The sequence below is a fragment of the Arthrobacter sp. HMSC06H05 genome (assembly GCF_001807395.1).
In the GTDB taxonomy this organism is placed as follows: domain Bacteria; phylum Actinomycetota; class Actinomycetes; order Actinomycetales; family Micrococcaceae; genus Pseudoglutamicibacter; species Pseudoglutamicibacter albus.
This window is the reverse complement of sequence record NZ_KV788980.1, coordinates 17,625-33,951: the sequence shown is the minus strand read 5'-3', so window position 1 is coordinate 33,951 and position 16,327 is coordinate 17,625. Positions and strand designations below refer to the sequence as shown.

At 61.5% G+C, this 16,327-nt stretch carries 15 protein-coding genes; 11 read left to right on the top strand and 4 right to left on the bottom strand.

Features of this window, described 5'->3' with window-relative positions:
- Nucleotides 1-5: 5 nt before the first annotated feature.
- Nucleotides 6-1,025: a metallophosphoesterase gene (locus tag HMPREF3160_RS04300; RefSeq protein WP_141739830.1), complete on the bottom strand. Its 1,020-nt coding sequence runs from the start codon at nt 1,023-1,025 to the stop codon at nt 6-8.
- A gap of 4 nt (nt 1,026-1,029) precedes the next feature.
- Nucleotides 1,030-3,435 (bottom strand): transglycosylase domain-containing protein, encoded by a 2,406-nt coding sequence (locus tag HMPREF3160_RS04295; RefSeq protein WP_070507244.1) that lies wholly within the window; start codon nt 3,433-3,435, stop codon nt 1,030-1,032.
- Between the two features lie 152 nt (nt 3,436-3,587).
- Here HMPREF3160_RS04295 and HMPREF3160_RS04290 point away from each other — a divergent pair, with 152 nt between their 5' ends.
- The 3 genes from HMPREF3160_RS04290 to HMPREF3160_RS04280 are packed head-to-tail and all read left to right on the top strand — an operon-like array spanning nt 3,588 to nt 5,356.
- Nucleotides 3,588-3,797 (top strand): DUF4177 domain-containing protein, encoded by a 210-nt coding sequence (locus HMPREF3160_RS04290; RefSeq protein WP_070491983.1) that lies wholly within the window; start codon nt 3,588-3,590, stop codon nt 3,795-3,797.
- Nucleotides 3,798-3,854: 57 nt separating this feature from the next.
- A complete protein-coding gene (locus tag HMPREF3160_RS04285; RefSeq protein WP_052048736.1) occupies nt 3,855-4,349 on the top strand; it encodes a RidA family protein in 495 nt (164 codons plus the stop codon).
- Nucleotides 4,346-5,356, top strand: a complete 1,011-nt coding sequence (locus HMPREF3160_RS04280) for an NUDIX hydrolase (protein WP_141739829.1) — start codon at nt 4,346-4,348, stop codon at nt 5,354-5,356. Before HMPREF3160_RS04285 ends, HMPREF3160_RS04280 begins: the two co-directional genes overlap by 4 nt.
- Before the next feature lie 13 nt (nt 5,357-5,369).
- Here the strand turns inward: HMPREF3160_RS04280 and HMPREF3160_RS04275 are convergent, their stop codons facing one another.
- Nucleotides 5,370-6,047: a Crp/Fnr family transcriptional regulator gene (locus HMPREF3160_RS04275; protein WP_070491989.1), complete on the bottom strand. Its 678-nt coding sequence runs from the start codon at nt 6,045-6,047 to the stop codon at nt 5,370-5,372.
- A gap of 270 nt (nt 6,048-6,317) precedes the next feature.
- Between HMPREF3160_RS04275 and HMPREF3160_RS04270 the strand changes: the two genes are divergently transcribed.
- Nucleotides 6,318-7,538 carry a MarP family serine protease gene (locus tag HMPREF3160_RS04270; RefSeq protein ID WP_052048739.1) on the top strand — a complete coding sequence of 407 codons (1,221 nt, stop codon included), beginning with the start codon at nt 6,318-6,320 and terminating at the stop codon, nt 7,536-7,538.
- Between the two features lie 175 nt (nt 7,539-7,713).
- Here HMPREF3160_RS04270 and acs read toward each other — a convergent pair whose 3' ends face one another.
- Entirely contained in the window at nt 7,714-9,720 is a 2,007-nt protein-coding gene (gene acs, locus HMPREF3160_RS04265) for an acetate--CoA ligase (protein WP_035757826.1), read from the bottom strand.
- A gap of 335 nt (nt 9,721-10,055) precedes the next feature.
- Here acs and nth point away from each other — a divergent pair, with 335 nt between their 5' ends.
- From nth to HMPREF3160_RS04230, 7 genes are all read left to right on the top strand, one after another.
- On the top strand, nt 10,056-10,880 hold the full coding sequence (gene nth, locus HMPREF3160_RS04260) for an endonuclease III (RefSeq protein ID WP_370977441.1): 825 nt from the start codon (nt 10,056-10,058) through the stop codon (nt 10,878-10,880).
- A complete protein-coding gene (locus tag HMPREF3160_RS04255; RefSeq protein ID WP_070507240.1) occupies nt 10,877-11,623 on the top strand; it encodes an NUDIX hydrolase in 747 nt (248 codons plus the stop codon). Before nth ends, HMPREF3160_RS04255 begins: the two co-directional genes overlap by 4 nt.
- A 313-nt stretch (nt 11,624-11,936) precedes the next feature.
- Complete coding sequence (locus HMPREF3160_RS04250) at nt 11,937-13,094, top strand: hypothetical protein (RefSeq protein WP_141739827.1); 1,158 nt, start codon at nt 11,937-11,939, stop codon at nt 13,092-13,094.
- Nucleotides 13,094-14,302 carry a TadA family conjugal transfer-associated ATPase gene (locus tag HMPREF3160_RS04245; RefSeq protein WP_070507237.1) on the top strand — a complete coding sequence of 403 codons (1,209 nt, stop codon included), beginning with the start codon at nt 13,094-13,096 and terminating at the stop codon, nt 14,300-14,302. Before HMPREF3160_RS04250 ends, HMPREF3160_RS04245 begins: the two co-directional genes overlap by 1 nt.
- 188 nt (nt 14,303-14,490) lie before the next feature.
- Nucleotides 14,491-15,171 carry a hypothetical protein gene (locus HMPREF3160_RS04240; RefSeq protein WP_141742513.1) on the top strand — a complete coding sequence of 227 codons (681 nt, stop codon included), beginning with the start codon at nt 14,491-14,493 and terminating at the stop codon, nt 15,169-15,171.
- Nucleotides 15,168-15,818, top strand: coding sequence for a type II secretion system F family protein (locus HMPREF3160_RS04235; protein ID WP_070491994.1), 651 nt, complete (start codon nt 15,168-15,170; stop codon nt 15,816-15,818). The genes HMPREF3160_RS04240 and HMPREF3160_RS04235 overlap by 4 nt, the downstream gene beginning before the upstream one ends.
- Before the next feature lie 255 nt (nt 15,819-16,073).
- Complete coding sequence (locus HMPREF3160_RS04230) at nt 16,074-16,319, top strand: DUF4244 domain-containing protein (protein WP_035757832.1); 246 nt, start codon at nt 16,074-16,076, stop codon at nt 16,317-16,319.
- Nucleotides 16,320-16,327 lie beyond the last annotated feature (8 nt).

Here is a 16,327-nt window from a genome sequence, read left to right as displayed (position 1 = left end):
CGAGATCAAACCTCGCGGGCAACCAGGGTGATGAGGGACGCGGCCGGTTTGAAACCGGTGCGGAACGGGACAAAGCGGCTCGCCCCAATACCTTGGGAAACATTCAAGTAGGTGCGTTTGCGGCCTGCGATCCACACACCCAGCCCAGCCGCGCGGCCCGCCGGAATATCAGCGTTGGAAACCACGGCGCCGAAACCCGGTAGGGCAAGCTGACCACCGTGGGTGTGGCCAGCCAAGATCAAGTCAGCGCCCGCCGTCGTGAGCTGATTCAGAACCCTCCGGTAGGGGGCGTGCGTGAGCCCTAAACGGAACGCGACCGTCCCGATGGTCTGTTCCATGGTCGGCTCCGGCCAGCCCGTGGGCTGATCCAGCCCGATGTGCGGGTCATCAACCCCGGAGACCGCGACCCAGCGCGTAGCCGACGCGGCCTCCTGAGCATTCCTAAATCCTGACCCAGAGCGCGGCTCAGAACCCGCGACACCCGATGTATTCGCTGCGGGGAGTTTGATCCAACCATTCGCATTCGCGGCGTTGACCCAGCCGGTGTCTTCGAATGCGGCATGCATCCGCCGCCAATCGAGTTCGTCCTTGCGTGCATAACGGATCTTTTCACCCGTTAGGCGCTTCTTGTTGAGGTAGGAGAGCGGGTTCTTCAGCCGCGAGGTGTGATAGCAGTGCGAACCCGGAACGAACGCGCCGGGGCGCTCGAGCAGCGGTGCGAGAGCTTCGATGAGCGGGCCCTCGCCGTTGTGGCGGGCGAGGTTATCGCCCGTGTTGATCACAAGGTCCGGTTCCAGGTCAGCCAGGGAACGCAACCACATAGCTTTCGCGCTCTGCCCGGGAGCCATGTGGATATCCGAAATGTGTAGCAGACGGATCGGCTGGGCACCCGGTTCCAGGACGGGCACGGTGTGCTCTTCGAGTTGGAAATCCAGCGCATTCCAGGCGGCCTTCGCGGCGATGACGGAGCTCAAAGCTACTGCCGAGCCGCCGGCATAGACGGCACAACGTTTCAGTCGTGGCACAGGATCAGTCGTCCTCCTGGCCAGAATTACCCCTGTTGCCGTTGTTGTTCTCCCTAGCCGGTTGCTCGTTCCTACGAGGAGGGTTCGAGCTCTCACTGCGTGAGGCACCACGTGACTCACTGTGCGAGGAAGCAGGGGAAGAGGAGCCGGACGACGATGCCGTCGTCGAGGACTGCGCCGAGTCTGAAGATGAGGAGGACTCAACCGAAGCCGTCTCGCCCTGCGCCGAGCCTAGGGATGGCCTCGGGGAGGATGGAGCCGGCATGCTGTCTACCTCTTCATCAGAGTCATCGGAGGAAGAGGCGTGCGGTTGCTTGACCTCGTTCGGGATCCGACCGTGATCGTAGTTCTGGTACACCTGAGCCATGTACTTAGCCCACATCGGGCCAGCGTGTGTCATCGAGTCACCCTTGCGAACAGGGATACCGCGCAGCTTGATGCCGTTGTTCAGGCCAAGCTGGGTTGTGCCGTCCTTACGGCCAATCCAGGCGACAGTGGTCATGCCTTCGGTGTAGCCTGCAAACCAGGTTGAGGTCGCGTTGTCGTTTGTACCGGTCTTACCGCCTGTGGGGGCACTGAACCGGCCCATGACCACGCGTTCGCGGGCGATCTTAGTGAGGATGCTATTGAGCGTGGAAACATCGTTTTCCTCGAAGACGCGCTTGCACTCAGGCTCTGGAACCTTGTACTTGGTTCCGTCAGCACCCTTGATCTTGGTGAAGACGCGGTTATTGCAGATCATGCCCTTGTTAGCGAAGGCACCGAAACCGCGTGCTTGGGCCAGAGGTGTCACGGACTGAGCGCCAAGAACCAACGAAGGGCCGGAGGACGCCAGCGATTTAGCGTCAGCAGGTTCGCCCTGCGTTGTGATCTGGCCCTCGAGCAAGCCCATACGTTCAGCGACGGAGGTGATGTCGCACAAGTCCAGCTGGTATGCCTCAGCTACGGTCGCGGAGTTGATGGACCAGTAGAGGCCCTTATTCATCGGCATGTTCTTGTACTGGTTCGCGATCGCGTTGCCGACATCCCACTCTTTGAAGATCTTGTACCGCTTGCCCGGCAGGCACGAGGCATCCCACGACGTGCCGCTGTAGTTACGGCGGGACGCGTTCACGGTGGATTTCACGCTCTTGCCGGCTTCGATCCAGGCCATCGCGGTCCACGGCTTAGCGGTAGAACCACCCTGGAAGCCACCTGAGCCGCCGTGGGAGCGGTCAGTGGTGAAGTTGTATTCGGTGTAGGCGGCAGGGTTCTTCTCGCTGGTTCCGAAACGCGTGTTCTGAGCCATCGCGAGGATGTCGCCGGTCTTGTTGTCACGCGAGACGATTGCGGAGCCCAAGCCGCCCTTATCGCCTTCTGGAACTGCCTCGCGGACTTGCTTATTCGCTGCCTTCTGCAATTTCATGTCCAAGGTTGTGTGGATCTGAAGGCCACCGTTGAGGAGCAGGTATTCGCGGTCCTGTTGGGTCTTACCGAACTCCGGGTTCTTCAAGATTTCCCAGTACACGTACGTGCAGAAGTATGGGGCTTCCTTCGCGGCCGTGCAGCCTGACTTGGTGTCAGAAGGCTTCAGGCCCAAGTCCTTCTTGACAGCCTTGTCGTACTGTTCTTTGGTGATCACCTCGTTGTGCAACATACGGCTCAACACGGCATCACGGCGCTGCTTGGTCGCTTCAGGGTTAGTGAGCGGGTTGAAGTAGCCCGGGCGCTGAACCATGCCAGCGAGCATCGCGGACTGCTCAATGCTGAGCTTCTTCGCAGGGATCGAGAAGAAACGCTGCGCGGCGGCTTCGACACCGTAGGTGGTTCCGGAGAACAAGACGAGGTTGAGGTAGCCCTCGAGGATCTCGTCCTTGCTCATCGTCTGCTCGATCTCGTTGGCCCACTTGATTTCCCGAGCCTTATCGGCAACGGACTTGTTGCCGGAGATAGTCAGCTCGGAAGCTGGAACGCCGTCAGCGATCTGGTTGAGGATATTGCGGTTGTTGACGTACTGCTGGGTCAGTGTGGACGCACCCTGCTGGCCGCCGGCGCCCGCCAAGTTAGCTACAGCTGCACGCAAAATACCGCGCGGGTCCGCACCACCGTGTTCGTAGAAACGCTCGTCTTCAACGGAGACGATCGCTTTCTGCATCCAAGGCGAAATATTTTTGAGCTTGACTGGCTTGCGGTCTTGCGCGAAGAACTTCGCCACGACCTTGCCGTTGCGGTCATAAACAACCGAGGACTCAGGCACCGACGTCGTCTTAGGGAACGACGGGATCGATGCGTAAGCGTCAGAAGCCATGTTGGTCGCTGTGCCAGTGAATACCACGAGAGGCACCAGGGTGCCTGCCGTGAGGGCGCCAGCGAGGACGCTCGCGAGCAAGAATCCGATGAGTCTACGCACGGTTGAGGTAGACGTGCTCATGAGGGACTTACCTTGGGACATAGGCTCTAGCGTACCGGAGGGACCTTAGAAGCGGGTCAGACTGTGGATGTATTCACAAGAGCCTGTGGATGTAGCTTGCATGCGTACGGAAGCGCTCACGTACAAGTGTTGAGCGGGTTAGGCTTAGAAGCATGACTAAGTGGGAGTACTTCACGGCACCTTTGATGGTGCATAACACTAAAGCTATTTTGGATAACTTCGGCAAGCAGGGCTGGGAACTGGTACAGGTCGTTTCGATGCCTGCCGCTGGTTCCGCGGCTCCGGCGACCGGCGCTGAGATTGTTTCCGCACCGGCAGTGAACTTGGTGGGCTACTTTAAGCGTCCATTCGAAGCTGAGTAAGCGCTCGGGACTGACATAAACACGTAGCTATATAGCTGAGTTGAGTGGGGGATTGTGATGGCATCTGCAGGCCAAGAAGGCAGCGGGAAGCAGGGCTCTTTCGAGCAGCGGCTGAGCGAGTTAGGGATTGAGTTGCCGGAGGTTGTGAAGCCGTTGGCGGCTTATGTTCCTGCGGTGACGTTCAACGGTACGGTCCAGACCTCAGGCCAGTTGCCGATGGTGGACGGCCAGTTGCCGGCAACCGGCAAGGTCGGTGGCGAGGTCAGCGCGGAGCAGGCGTATGGCTTGGCTCGTACCGCGGCGATCAACGCGTTGGCTGCGATCCGTTCGGAACTGGGCTCCTTGGACCGTGTGACTCGCGTTGTCAAGGTCACCGGGTTCGTGGCTTCAACTCCTGATTTTACGGGGCAACCGGGTGTAGTCAATGGCGCTTCCGAACTGTTGGGTGAGATCTTCGGGGAAGCGGGCACTCACGCGCGTTCAGCGGTTGGCGTTCCGGTTCTGCCGCTGGATTCTCCCGTTGAAGTCGAAGTCACCGTCGCATTCGATTGAAGCGTCTGTATCGCCCTTTGGCGCTGAACCGCCGGGTGTATCCGGTTCCACGGTGGGAGAGGGCCGCGGCCCGGAACTGGTTTGAGCTTGAGCATCCGCATCCGGTGAGGGTGCGGCACGCGAGCCAGGTCATGGTTTTGGATCAGCAATCCCACGGCCTGGTCACATGGCTTACGCAGCGGCAACCGGACTCGCCGTTGGGGTCGATCGCGCCGCCATCGGCGCTGGTCGAGCCGGTCGATGACGACAACGTGCGATGGTTTGGGCCTTCCGCACGCGAATGGGCCGCCAGGATCGGTACCGATGACGTTGCAGGTGCGCGCCGCTCGGTGATGGCCGCGGTACGGGGGTTGTTCCTCGAGACAGGGATCCTGCTTGCAGGGGTCTCGGATGTGGACATCGTGGATTCGCTCGGTAGCGCTGAATGGACCACGGCACGGTCTGAGATCCAGGCCGACAGCACGCGTTTCTCTCAATGGATCGAGCATCGCGGATGGGGATTGCGCACTGATCTGTTGAGATTCGTGTGCCGGTGGGAAAGCGCCGATTATGCTCTGCGCAGGGTCGAGAGCACCGTATTCGCTATCGCTTTGCCGGTAGGTCAGGAAGTCTCCCTACCCCCAGGCGGCGACGGCTGGGGTGCGTGGGTCTCGGTAGACCGCGATGAGGCCGCCAAGCAGATCGCAGAACCGGACGGCCCCGCACCCAGCATCGAGCCTGGCGCGGCATGGCCTGGCAATGCGGACCCTAGCCGCCCAGCAACGGCGAGCATGGTTGCGATGAACTCGGCTACGAAGAACGCGGCACCTTGGTCTGAGGCTGTAGCCCCGCCAATCCAGGCCGTCATGGAAGAAGTGAACCACGCGCGCGGTCTGGTGGCGTTCATGTCACAACCGCGTGCATGGTCGCACGGGCGTATGGAGCTGATTCACCGGATGGTTGGCGGATTCGAGTGGGGACTAAAACTCGTGACAGACCATCCGCCTGAACAGCGCCGGGACACCTAGGACTCCTGGATGCCTAGCGTGAACGCTGGCGGAGGCGCTGGGCATCGAGGATTACGACGGCGCGAGCCTCAAGCCGTAGCCAGCCGCGCTGCACAAACTCAGCCAGTGCCTTGTTCACGGTCTCGCGGGAAGCGCCAACCAGCTGAGCGAGCTCTTCCTGGGTGAGCTCGTGAGGAACGAGGATCCCGTCCGCAGTCGGGCGGCCAAAACGGTCCGCGAGGTCCAGGAGGGCTTTCGCCACGCGTCCTGGAACATCGGAGAACACGAGGTCTGCCAGCGAATCGTTGGTGCGGCGCAAGCGGCGGGCCAGCGCCTGCAGTAGCTGCGCGGAAACCTCAGGGTTGGTGGCAAGTGCACGGCGCAGGTTTTCGTGGCGCAGGCCAGCGAGGTGGGTCTCGGTTACGGCGGTAGCTGTCGCGTTACGCGGATGCGGATCAAACAGCGCCATCTCGCCGAACAGTTCGCCCGGGCCGAGGAGGGCCAGAAGATTCTCACGGCCGTCTGCGGCAGTGCGACCAAGCTTGATCTTGCCGGAAATGATCACGTAGAGCTGATCGCCTTGATCGCCTTCGTGGAAGACGGACATGCCACGGGTCAGATCGACCTGGGTGAGTTCTTCGGTCAGAACGTTGAAAGCTTCGTCGCTCAGATGCGCGAACAGCGGCGCCCGGCGAAGGACCTCGATGTCCATGGGTCTCCTTCAGAAATTGCAGATTTATGGCCTTCGTTCAATACTATTGTGCCGCATGACACGTCTTGCAAGCAGATTTCGGCCGCGCCTCACTATTTTGAAAACAATTACATAACGTTCTGCAAAGAAGGTGAGGTTGGCCGTGCGTGCTTAGTTAGGATGTTCAGCACGGCAGGTGCGTGTAAAGTTGCGTGCCGTGCCACATTACTGAGCGCCGCGATTGAAATCGTGTGGCGCCGTAGGAACGTAGCGACGCATGGAGGGGGTGCGGTGTTTCTAGGTCTGCACCTCATCGACTGGATTCTGATCATTCTGATCATCGCCCAGTTATGGACCGGTTGGCGTAAAGCGTTCCTTGTTTCTTTAGGTGCCACAGCGGGTTTTCTGGCTGGGGCTACCGCGGCGTTTTTCTGCGTCCCATTGATGGCCCGCTGGATTCAAGACCCCGCGTGGCGTGCCGCCGGCCTATTCTTGACATTCGCTGTCTTGTTGGCGCTCGGCCAGGGGCTCGGCGAAGCGACGGCGGCGCAGATCCGGCGTTGGATGGACCGTCCTCGCCCGCGTTGGTGGGACCGCTTGGGTGGTTCCGTGTTGTATTTCGTGGCGACCTGGATCACTATTTCAGCTCTCGCGTTCACGTGGTCTGCGTTGGGGATGCCGTGGCTTTCGCCGCAGCTAGCTAATTCCAAAGTGGTTCAGTCGGTGCGTGACACCACGCCGGAGGTTATGGAGCGCGCATTCGGCGAGGCTCGCTTGGCGGTGGCCGCGCTCGAGCTGCCGGAAATCTCCGTTCCGAAGCTCTCTCTTTCCGGCCCGGCCCCAGGGGATCCGTCGCCTGCAGCGTCACCGCATGCCTCAATCCCGGAAGGCGCCCAGACTACTGAGCAGCAGCACTCCGCGAAAGATTCCATCGCGCGTGTTTCCGGTATCGCGAGCGCGTGTGGCGTGAACCAGACAGGCACCTCATTCGCGATCGCGCCAGACCGTTTGATCACTAACGCCCACGTTGTGCGCGGCATCGAACAACCCGTTGTCGAGACCCCGGATGGTCGCGCACTCACGGGCCGGACGGTCACCTTCGATCCACGCAGAGACATCGCCGTGATCGCGGTGGATGGGCTCGGAATGCAGCCGCTTGAGATGGGGCCAACCCTGCGCGCTGGGGATCACGCTACGTTCATGGGCTTCCCTGCCGGCGGCCCGTACACGGTTTCGCATGCCGCTGTGAAGCAACGCGCGGCGGCCCAGTTGCCTAACATTTACGGCAACGGCTCATCTTCTGTGGACGTGTACCAGCTCGCCGCTGACGTCAAACGCGGTAACTCTGGCGGCCCGCTCGTGGATGATGACGGCAAGTTCAGTGGAATGATCTTCGCTAAGTCCAAGGATGAAGACAACGTTGGCTATGCGATCACCAACGATGAACTCAAAACCATCGTTGCCGAAGCCCCGAACCGGACCGCCGCCGTGCCAACAGGCACCTGCGAGTAGGTTCCTGCCGGTTCCTGCCAGTATCAACCGACGGATTCCTGCGAGTAACAAGGCAGCAAGTTTTAAAGGACGATGCGGTGGACAGTTCGTCTGTCCACCGCATCGTTTTTATGTGGCCTGGCGGGGAAGTTTCCAGCCACGCCGTTTACGCGCGTCGGGGTACCCCGGTGAGGAATTAGCCCTTATTCCGCATCGATTCGGAAATCTGGTTCATCACCGTGGTGTCCGCCAACGTCGAGGAATCACCTGCTGGGCGTCCTTCAGCGACGTCCTTGAGCAAGCGACGCATAATCTTGCCGGAGCGGGTCTTTGGAAGTTCAGGTACTGCGAATACGGCCTTCGGGCGGGCGATCGCGCCGATGTCGGTAGCGACGTGCTGGCGCAGCTGTTCCGTGATGTCTTCAGGCCAGGAATCGGCGTCTCTGCTGAGGATCACGAACGCGACAACCGCCTCGCCCTTGGTCTCATCCGCGGCACCGACCACCGCGGCTTCAGCGACCGCTTCGTGAGCGACGAGTGAAGACTCGATTTCGGTGGTGGAGAGGCGGTGCCCGGAAACGTTCATGACGTCATCCACACGACCCATGAGCCACAGGTCGCCGTCCTTGTCCTTCTTGGCACCATCGCCTGCAAAGTACATGTCGCCAAAGCGGTCCCAGTAGGTTTCCTTATAGCGTTCTGGGTCGTTCCAGATGCCGCGCAACATGGACGGCCACGGTTCCCTGATCACTAGCAGGCCGGCTTCGCCGTTGCCGAGCGGGGTGCCCAAATCGTCCACAACATCGACGGTCACGCCCGCAACAGGGGTCTGCGCGGAGCCAGGCTTGGTTGCCGTGACGCCCGGTAGCGGGCTGATCATGTGGGCGCCGGTTTCGGTCTGCCACCACGTATCCACGATCGGGGCGGGGTATTCCTTGCGTGGGCCCGGCGCGCCATCCGTACCGGCGCCGTTGTTCGCGCCAATGACTTCGCGGTACCACATCCACGCTTCCGGGTTGATCGGTTCACCCACGGAACCGAGCACGCGCAACGACGAGAGGTCGCGGGCGTCAGGGATCTCGCGGCCCCACTTCATAGCGGTACGGATAGCGGTTGGAGCGGTGTACATGATGGTGACCTTGTACTTCTCAACAAGATCCCACCAACGGCCCTTATCCGGGGTGTCCATCGTGCCGTCGTACATCAACATCGTGGCGCCATTGATGAGCGGGCCGTAGGTGACATACGAGTGGCCGGTGATCCAGCCGATGTCCGCGGTGCACCAGTAAACGTCAGTCTCTGGGTGCAGATCGAACGTGTCTTTCGCGGTGACCGCGGCCTGAGTCAGGTAGCCGCCGGTGGTGTGCAGAATACCCTTCGGCTTACCTGTGGTTCCCGAGGTGTAGAGGATGAACAGCGGATGCTCGGCCTCGAACGCTTCAGCGGTGTGCTCATCTGAAGCGTTCTCCACGACCTCGTGCCACCACACATCGCGGCCATCAACCCATGTTTCAGGCTCTTCCTTGTTGTTACGTACAACCACAACGTTAGTCACCGTGTGGCCATCAGCCTCAAGAGCGGCGTCCACAACCTTCTTGACCGGATTCGGCTTCCCACGGCGCCAGTTCCCGTCAGCGGTGACAACCAGCTTGGCTTCCGCATCATCCACACGCGAACGCAAAGCATCCGCAGAGAAACCAGCGAACACAACCGAGTGGATCGCGCCGAGGCGGGCTGAGGCCAGCATCGTAATCACGGCCTCCGGGATCATCGGCATGTAGACAGCGATGCGGTCCCCAGAACCAACACCCAGCTCACTGAACGCGTTGGCGGCCTTCTTCACGGCCGTAGCGAGCTCGGCGTACGTGTAGGTTGACGTCGCGCCGGTCTCGTCCTCGAAATAGATCGCTACACGATCACCGTTTCCGGCCTCAACGTGACGGTCCACAGCGTTATACGCAGCGTTGAGCTTGCCGTCCTCAAACCACTTATAGAAAGGCGCCTCAGAATCGTTGAGAACCGTGGTGAAATCCTCAGCCCACGTCAATGCCTCACGCGAACGTTCCGCCCAATAGCCCAAGCGGTCCTGCGCGGCGCGCTCGTAAAGGTCTGCGTGTGCGACGGCGTTCTTCACGAAATCCGGGCCAGGAGGGAACGAGCGATCCTCATGGCTCAGGTTATCCATTGCCGTGTTCTCTGACATGGAGACTCCTCAGGACAAGTAAGCGATAAGACAGTTGGTGATCTGGATCACTTAGCTTCCATCTTATGTGAGGCAGGTCACCCTATAAATAGAGATACACGGGCTTTCTCTCAGGAGCAAATCAGCAGACACAAAACAGAACGCACTAGGCAGCGGCCTACGGGGCCGTTACCGGGCAGGTGTGCAAGACGAGCATCAGGCGGGACGTAGCGGTGGCCTACCGGTAGGGTGAAGTGAGACGCATCATGCTCTCAGAGTATGAAACCGGAACGTGAAACTGCAACGCAAGACCAGAGCATGCCGCCAGCGCATGCCAAGGAAGGGATACCACCGGCATGGCACGCAGACTCACCCCTGCCGAGAAGCGGGAACGGATGTGGGAACGCGAAACCCCATTGGGGCGCAAGAGACGTGCCCGGAAAATCAACCGCGAACTGGCAACGAAATACCCGTACGTGGTTCCGGAACTGGACTTCGAGAACCCCTTCGAGCTGCTCGTAGCGACTGTCTTGTCAGCGCAAACCACTGACGTGAAAGTCAACCAAGTCACCATGGAGCTGTTTCGGCGTTGGCCGGACGCGGCATCGTTGGCTGGCGCGAACCTGAGCGAGGTCGAAGACGTGGTGCGGGCCACGGGCTTCTATAAAACCAAAGCCGCGAACATCCAGAACCTCGCCCGGACCCTCATGGAAGACACCGGCGGTGAGGTCCCGGACGATCTCGACTACCTCGTAACCCTGCCCGGTGTGGGCCGCAAGACGGCTTTCGTGGTGTTGGGTAACGCGTTCGGGCACCCCGGAATCAGGGTGGCCACCCACTTTGGCAGGCTCGCCCGCCGCTTCGCGTGGACTAAGGAAACCGACCCGGTCAAGGTCGAATACCAAGTGGGGGAGCTGTTCGAAAAGAAAGACTGGACCAACCTTTCCCACCACCTCATCTTCCACGGCCGCCGCATCTGCCACGCCCAACGGCCAGCGTGCGGGGCGTGCCCCGTAGCGCAGTGGTGCCCATCGTATGGCGAAGGGGAAACCGACCCGGAAGAGGCGAAGAAGCTTTTGAAGTACGAGCTCGCCCCGGGCCGTGAAGAGCTGCACCGGCTGATGGTTGAAGGTTATTCGCGCCGGCAGCTGCGCGCGATGGGGTACGGGCTGAACGCATGAGCACAGTACGCGAACAACTCCAGGCCGTTGTCGATATGTATGCAGGCGTGCGCGGGGGTGAATCAGGCCTCGAAGGCGGGCCCGGTGGAAGCGGTTCAGAAGGAAATGTTGAACGGTTGCCGATGTATGCGCGGTTGCGCGGTAAGTTCCCGGTGCGTAAGCGGGCGGCTGTGCTGGTGTTGTTTGGTGCTCTTGACTCGGTGCCGGCGGTGCATTCTTCCGAGGTAGTGCCCGCTGATCTGGATGTCTTGCTGCTACGCCGCAGCGACGGCTTGCGTTCGCATGCAGGGCAGATCGCGTTCCCGGGTGGCGGCTGGGAAGAAGGCGACGCCACACTGGTCGATACCGCGTTGCGTGAAGCAGTTGAGGAAACCGGGCTGGACCCTGAAGGAGTCACGGTTCTGGGGACCCTACCGGTAACACCGACCGTGTCCGGCTACGAGGTCACCCCGGTATTGGCGGTGTGGGAGAAACCAAGCAAGGTCGCCCCCGTTGATGTGAATGAATCCGTTGATGTTTTCCGCACACCCGTGGCCGACCTCTTGAGCGCAGACGTACGGTGCATCACCGAATTCGAACGCAACGGAAAACCGTTCCGCATGCCGGCCTACCGCCTGCAACAGGGCCTCTTGTGGGGCTTCACCGCGACCGTTCTCACCTCGATCCTCACCGATGCCGGTTGGCTCGAAACCGGGTGGATGCGCCCGGCAGCCAACCCCGTGAAGGTCAAGCCTAAAACCTGAAACAGGTATACGTAGCGACCACGGCGGTTATTGGCGTGGGCTCGCGTGAAGGGCGCAGGGCGCTGCGGACCTGCTAGTCCCGGAATCCACACGCGCGTCGATAGCGCCCTTCTTCCACAGTTTTTGATGTGCAGCGCCATTCGGGTGGCACATACGTTGTGCTGGGTGCATGTGGACTCTCACCAACACCTCAGGCGATGCTCGCTCTCACCGCCCGCCCCGGGAAAGGCGCGCGTCTCAAGCGCGCCGCGCCGGCCCCGATCAAGGCCGGGCCTCTGGCGCGGACCCGCGCACAAGTGCGGCACCCACACGCATGCTTCAGACCCACCGGCACCGGCGTGCACCGGCCAGCAAGCCCATCGTGATGTGGCATCCCGCAGCTGAGCCGAAAGGGCCGGACAATCTGGCTGGTATGGCGGTGGGCAGCATGACGCTGGGTGGCGTGGCGGCGAGGAACAGTGGCCTGGGCGGCGGCCGTCCGAACTGTGACGTTCGGGGTGAAGCGGCCGTGGTGGTGCATGGGCTGGGGCTTGAACTCACCGACGCAAACACAGACGATGCGTGCACGTTGCGCGGGAACCCTGATGTTGTGGCGCACCTGGTGGAAGTGAGTGGTGTTCACACGGCGGCACCCCCGGTAGCCAGCGGTGCCGAGATATGTTTCGTTGGGATTGATTCCGCCGCGGTGTATGCGGCGGCGGCCAGGCATCCGGGAGCGCATCCGATCGTGATGCCTGCGGGTGCTGAACTGTTGAGCAAGATCGTGTGGGGTAGCCGGCACGGCCCGGTCATGGGGCAGGTTATCGAGATCGCCGATGGCCCCGGATCGCGCAATAGCGCGGCGGTCGTTGCGGGTACCGCCAAAGCGATGGGGGACCACGGCTGGTCGGTTGCGATCCTGGACGCGGATCCGTCCTCGGACACGTGTTGGGCCGCCCCGGGCGGACTGCGCTGGCCGGCGGTGTTGGCCGCGATCGAAGACGGCCCAGCGGCCAGCACGCTTGAACTATTGCCTCGGCTGGCGGGCGCATATCTTGTCACCTTCCCACCCGATACGGGCGGCGAACTGGGGGAGGAGAGCCTTTCTCTTGCCGTCGCCGCGTTCTCGAGAGCCGTGGACGTGGTGCTCGTCGATCGCGGACCGGTCTCTCTGCGCGCCTTGAGCGCAGCGGGCGGCGCGAGGCGGCACGGCGAGCGCATCGTGTGTTTGCAGAGGCCGTGGGCGGCGGCTGGTGGTGGGGCGGGTGGTCTTGTGGTGGGTCCTGGTTGGAGTGTTGTGGGGGTTGGGCCGCGTGGCTGTGATTCTCGTACGGAGGCCGCGAAGGTGGGTGCGGCGTGGGCTGGGAGTATTCAGGGACGCAGGGTTGTTGCGGGTGCCCGGGCGTTGGCTCGGAAACTGTGGATCCCGCAGATGGAAGAGGGGCGAAGTATTGGACACATGGTTGCCGGTGGTTCGAGGAGGGCAGCCTGATGGGGGCGCCACGTGAACGGGATGGCCGGACGGTGCTGCGGCACGGGGGCTGGGGTGGGTATTCGCACGAGGTGACGAACCATGTGCGGGAGCAGTTGCTCGAGCGGGGTGAGCGGGCCGATCCGTCGGTGATCGCGAGCCTGTTGTCTTCGGACGGGGTGGTGCGTGGGCCGGGTGCTTTACGTGAGGCTGCGCAAACGGTTCAACGGAATCTGACTGGTTTGGGGCCGCTCGCGGAGTTCGCGGAGAAGCCTGGGGTGAGCGATGTTCTGGTGACCTCTGATGGCTGTGTTTGGGTCGATGAAACGGCAGGTTTAGAGCGAACTGGGGTGTGGTTGGAACCTGCGGAGGTTGTGGGTATAGCGGTGCGGGTGCTTGGCAGGGCAGGGCGTGCGTTGGATACTGCCCACCCGTATGGCGACGCGGTGGTGGACGGCTACAGAGTGCACGCTGTGTTGCCGCCCATCGTTGATGCCCCTGTTTTATCGATCCGCGTCCCTAGCCCGGCGCAAGCGCGGCTCGGCGAGATGTTGGCGGGGCCGCAGCAAGCCTGGGTTCCCGTACTGAAACGGGTGGTTGAACAGAGGGAAACATTCATGATCAGCGGCGGCACCGGTGCAGGAAAAACAACTCTGCTTTCCGGGATGCTGGCCGAATGTGTGGCCAGCGAGAGGCTCATTATGATCGAGGACTCGCGTGAACTGCGGCCCCACCATCCGCATACGGTTTCCATGCAGGCGAGGCAACCCAACGCGGAAGGAACGGGCGAGGTCACGTTGCAAGAACTCGTACGGCAGGCGCTGCGTATGCGGCCGGACCGGCTGATTGTCGGCGAGTGCCGCGGCGCGGAAATCCAGGACCTCCTCATGGCGTTGAACACCGGACACACCGGCGCGGGCGCTACGGTACACGCGAACTCGATCAACGATGTCCCAGCACGCCTGATCGCGTTAGGGTCGCTCGCCGGGTGGCGCCCGAGCACCACGGCACTGCAGGCAGCGAGCGCGATCGCCACAGTGATCCACGTGGAACGAACAGATCGCGGACGAGGCCCGTCCGCACTAGGTTCGCTACGGCTCACTAAAGAAGGTTCGCTCGAGATTGACGTCCACTATGTCGCCAATGAAACCGGTGCCCCTCAACGCGTGGATGCACCTGGGTTGGGTGCCGACGGGCTGTGGATCCCCGGGAAGGCGGAGCGGCCGTGATGTACGCGTGGATTGCCGCAACACTCTTGTTCGTCAGCATACTGTCATGGAAGGGGTGGGGCGCCAGGCGCTCGCCGGCAGGAACCTCCCTCCGAACGAGCGCGGCCTCCCGTGCCACCTCATCCATCAACCCGGAGACATCAACAGGCAAGGCATCTGAACACCCCTCGGCTACATCGCGGCGTGCAGTGCCACGCGAAGATCGGCGAGAAGAAGCGGGTGAGGAACCCAGCGAAGAGCTCGCAGTCACCTATGACATCGCCCAACGGGTCATCTCAACGCTCGCGTCACTCATGCGTTCAGGTGCGCACCACCGCTACGCGTGGGAAGCCCTCACCTCGGCACTCGAGGTTGAAACCCAAGCAACTGCCGGCCCCGCTTCAACACGGGCTCATGCACGTGAGTTAGAGGCGTGGCATCACGCCGCTTCAATGACCGCATCGCGTATAGCTCTTGGCGCCCCATTGACTCTTACAGGCCTCAAGAGAACGAACCCGGATGAGCATGAACTACCGGCGATGCTGCGGCACGTGTACTGGGCCCAACAGTTGGCAGAAGCCACCGGGATTGCTCATGCTGAATTGCTTGAAGCGCTGGCATCACACGCCCAAGCCCGGGCGGCGGCTATCCGCAGCCAAGTCACCGGGATAGCCGCGGCCCAGACGACCCGCCGCATTCTCGCACTCTTGCCGCTGGGTGGACTCCTCATGGCGCAACTACTAGGAGCCGACCCGGTAGGGACCCTGTTCACGACCACTGCAGGGCACGTGTGCCTCTTCGCCGGTTGCCTGCTCTGGGCCGCATCCCTCATATGGTCGCGGCACCTCATCCGAAAAATGTCCTACAACACCACCGAGGCCGGCTCATGACAACACTGATCCTTACAGCGCAGCCAGGTTCCACGATGACGCTGAGCGCATGGATCTGTGCCGGGATGCTGGCTGTGGCGATCCTGGCGTGGGCCCCGCGATCCAACGGGAGGCAACGCCTAACCACGACGCACCCCAGGGGCAGCGAACAGGTTGCTAGCCCTTCGGCTCGGTCTTCTGCGAATCCCTTGCCGCGCGATCCGGCGAGTTCGTTAGCGGATGATTTTGGGGATGCCGAATATGCGCCGTTGATAGCCGAGGCCCTGGCCTTATGCATCGAATCAGGCATGTCCCTCGAGTACGCGTTGGCGACGCTGGATAACTCGACCGGTAACGCTTTAGGGCTCAACCGGGTCGCTACCGCGCTGGCGTGGGGCATAGAAGGCGAAAAAGCGTTCAGCTACGCACCAAACGCCCAACAACTAGGTTCGTTCATCCAGGTCTCCAGGAGCACCGGAGCGCCCGTGGCCGAACTGTTGAGACAGTCGAGTAAACATCAACGCGCCGCGAACGAAGACCGGATGAAGGCCCAAGCGGAACGCCTCGGTGTGCGCGTGGTGATCCCACTCGGGCTCTGCGCCCTCCCCGCATTTATATGCCTCGGCGTGATCCCGGTAGCTCTCGCGCTCCAACCGTGGAACCAATAACGCAGCATTCTGCATTCACGGCGTGTGCTAGGCCCGGCAGATATGCGGGCGAGTAGGTACAGGTGCCAGTGCAGACGCAGTTCCGTTATCCACGGCTCTGAATTCCAGGTGGGGCCATCCACAGATTCTCTTCCACAACCCAGAAGTATCACCGCAGCCGGAAGACTCTAAACATCGGGGCAACACCCGATAAGAACCGGGTAGTTCCCGGTAATAAACACGATCCACAACACCTCAAACGGTCAGGAGGACCACATGGAAAAGAACCGCACCGCAACCGCATCGCCACAGCCACAACCGCTGCGGCACACACAGCCGCAGTCACAGCGAAGGACGCAACCTCGGCAGATTCTCGACCCCGAAGCAGGGATCGCGACCGCTGAGTTTTCGATCGTCACGCTGGCCGCCGTTGGTTTTGCGGGGCTGCTGGTGACGATCTTGAGCGGAGGCCAAGTCAAGGGAATGTTGATGGGGTTGATCTCCAAAGCCCTCGGCTCATAGACGGCACA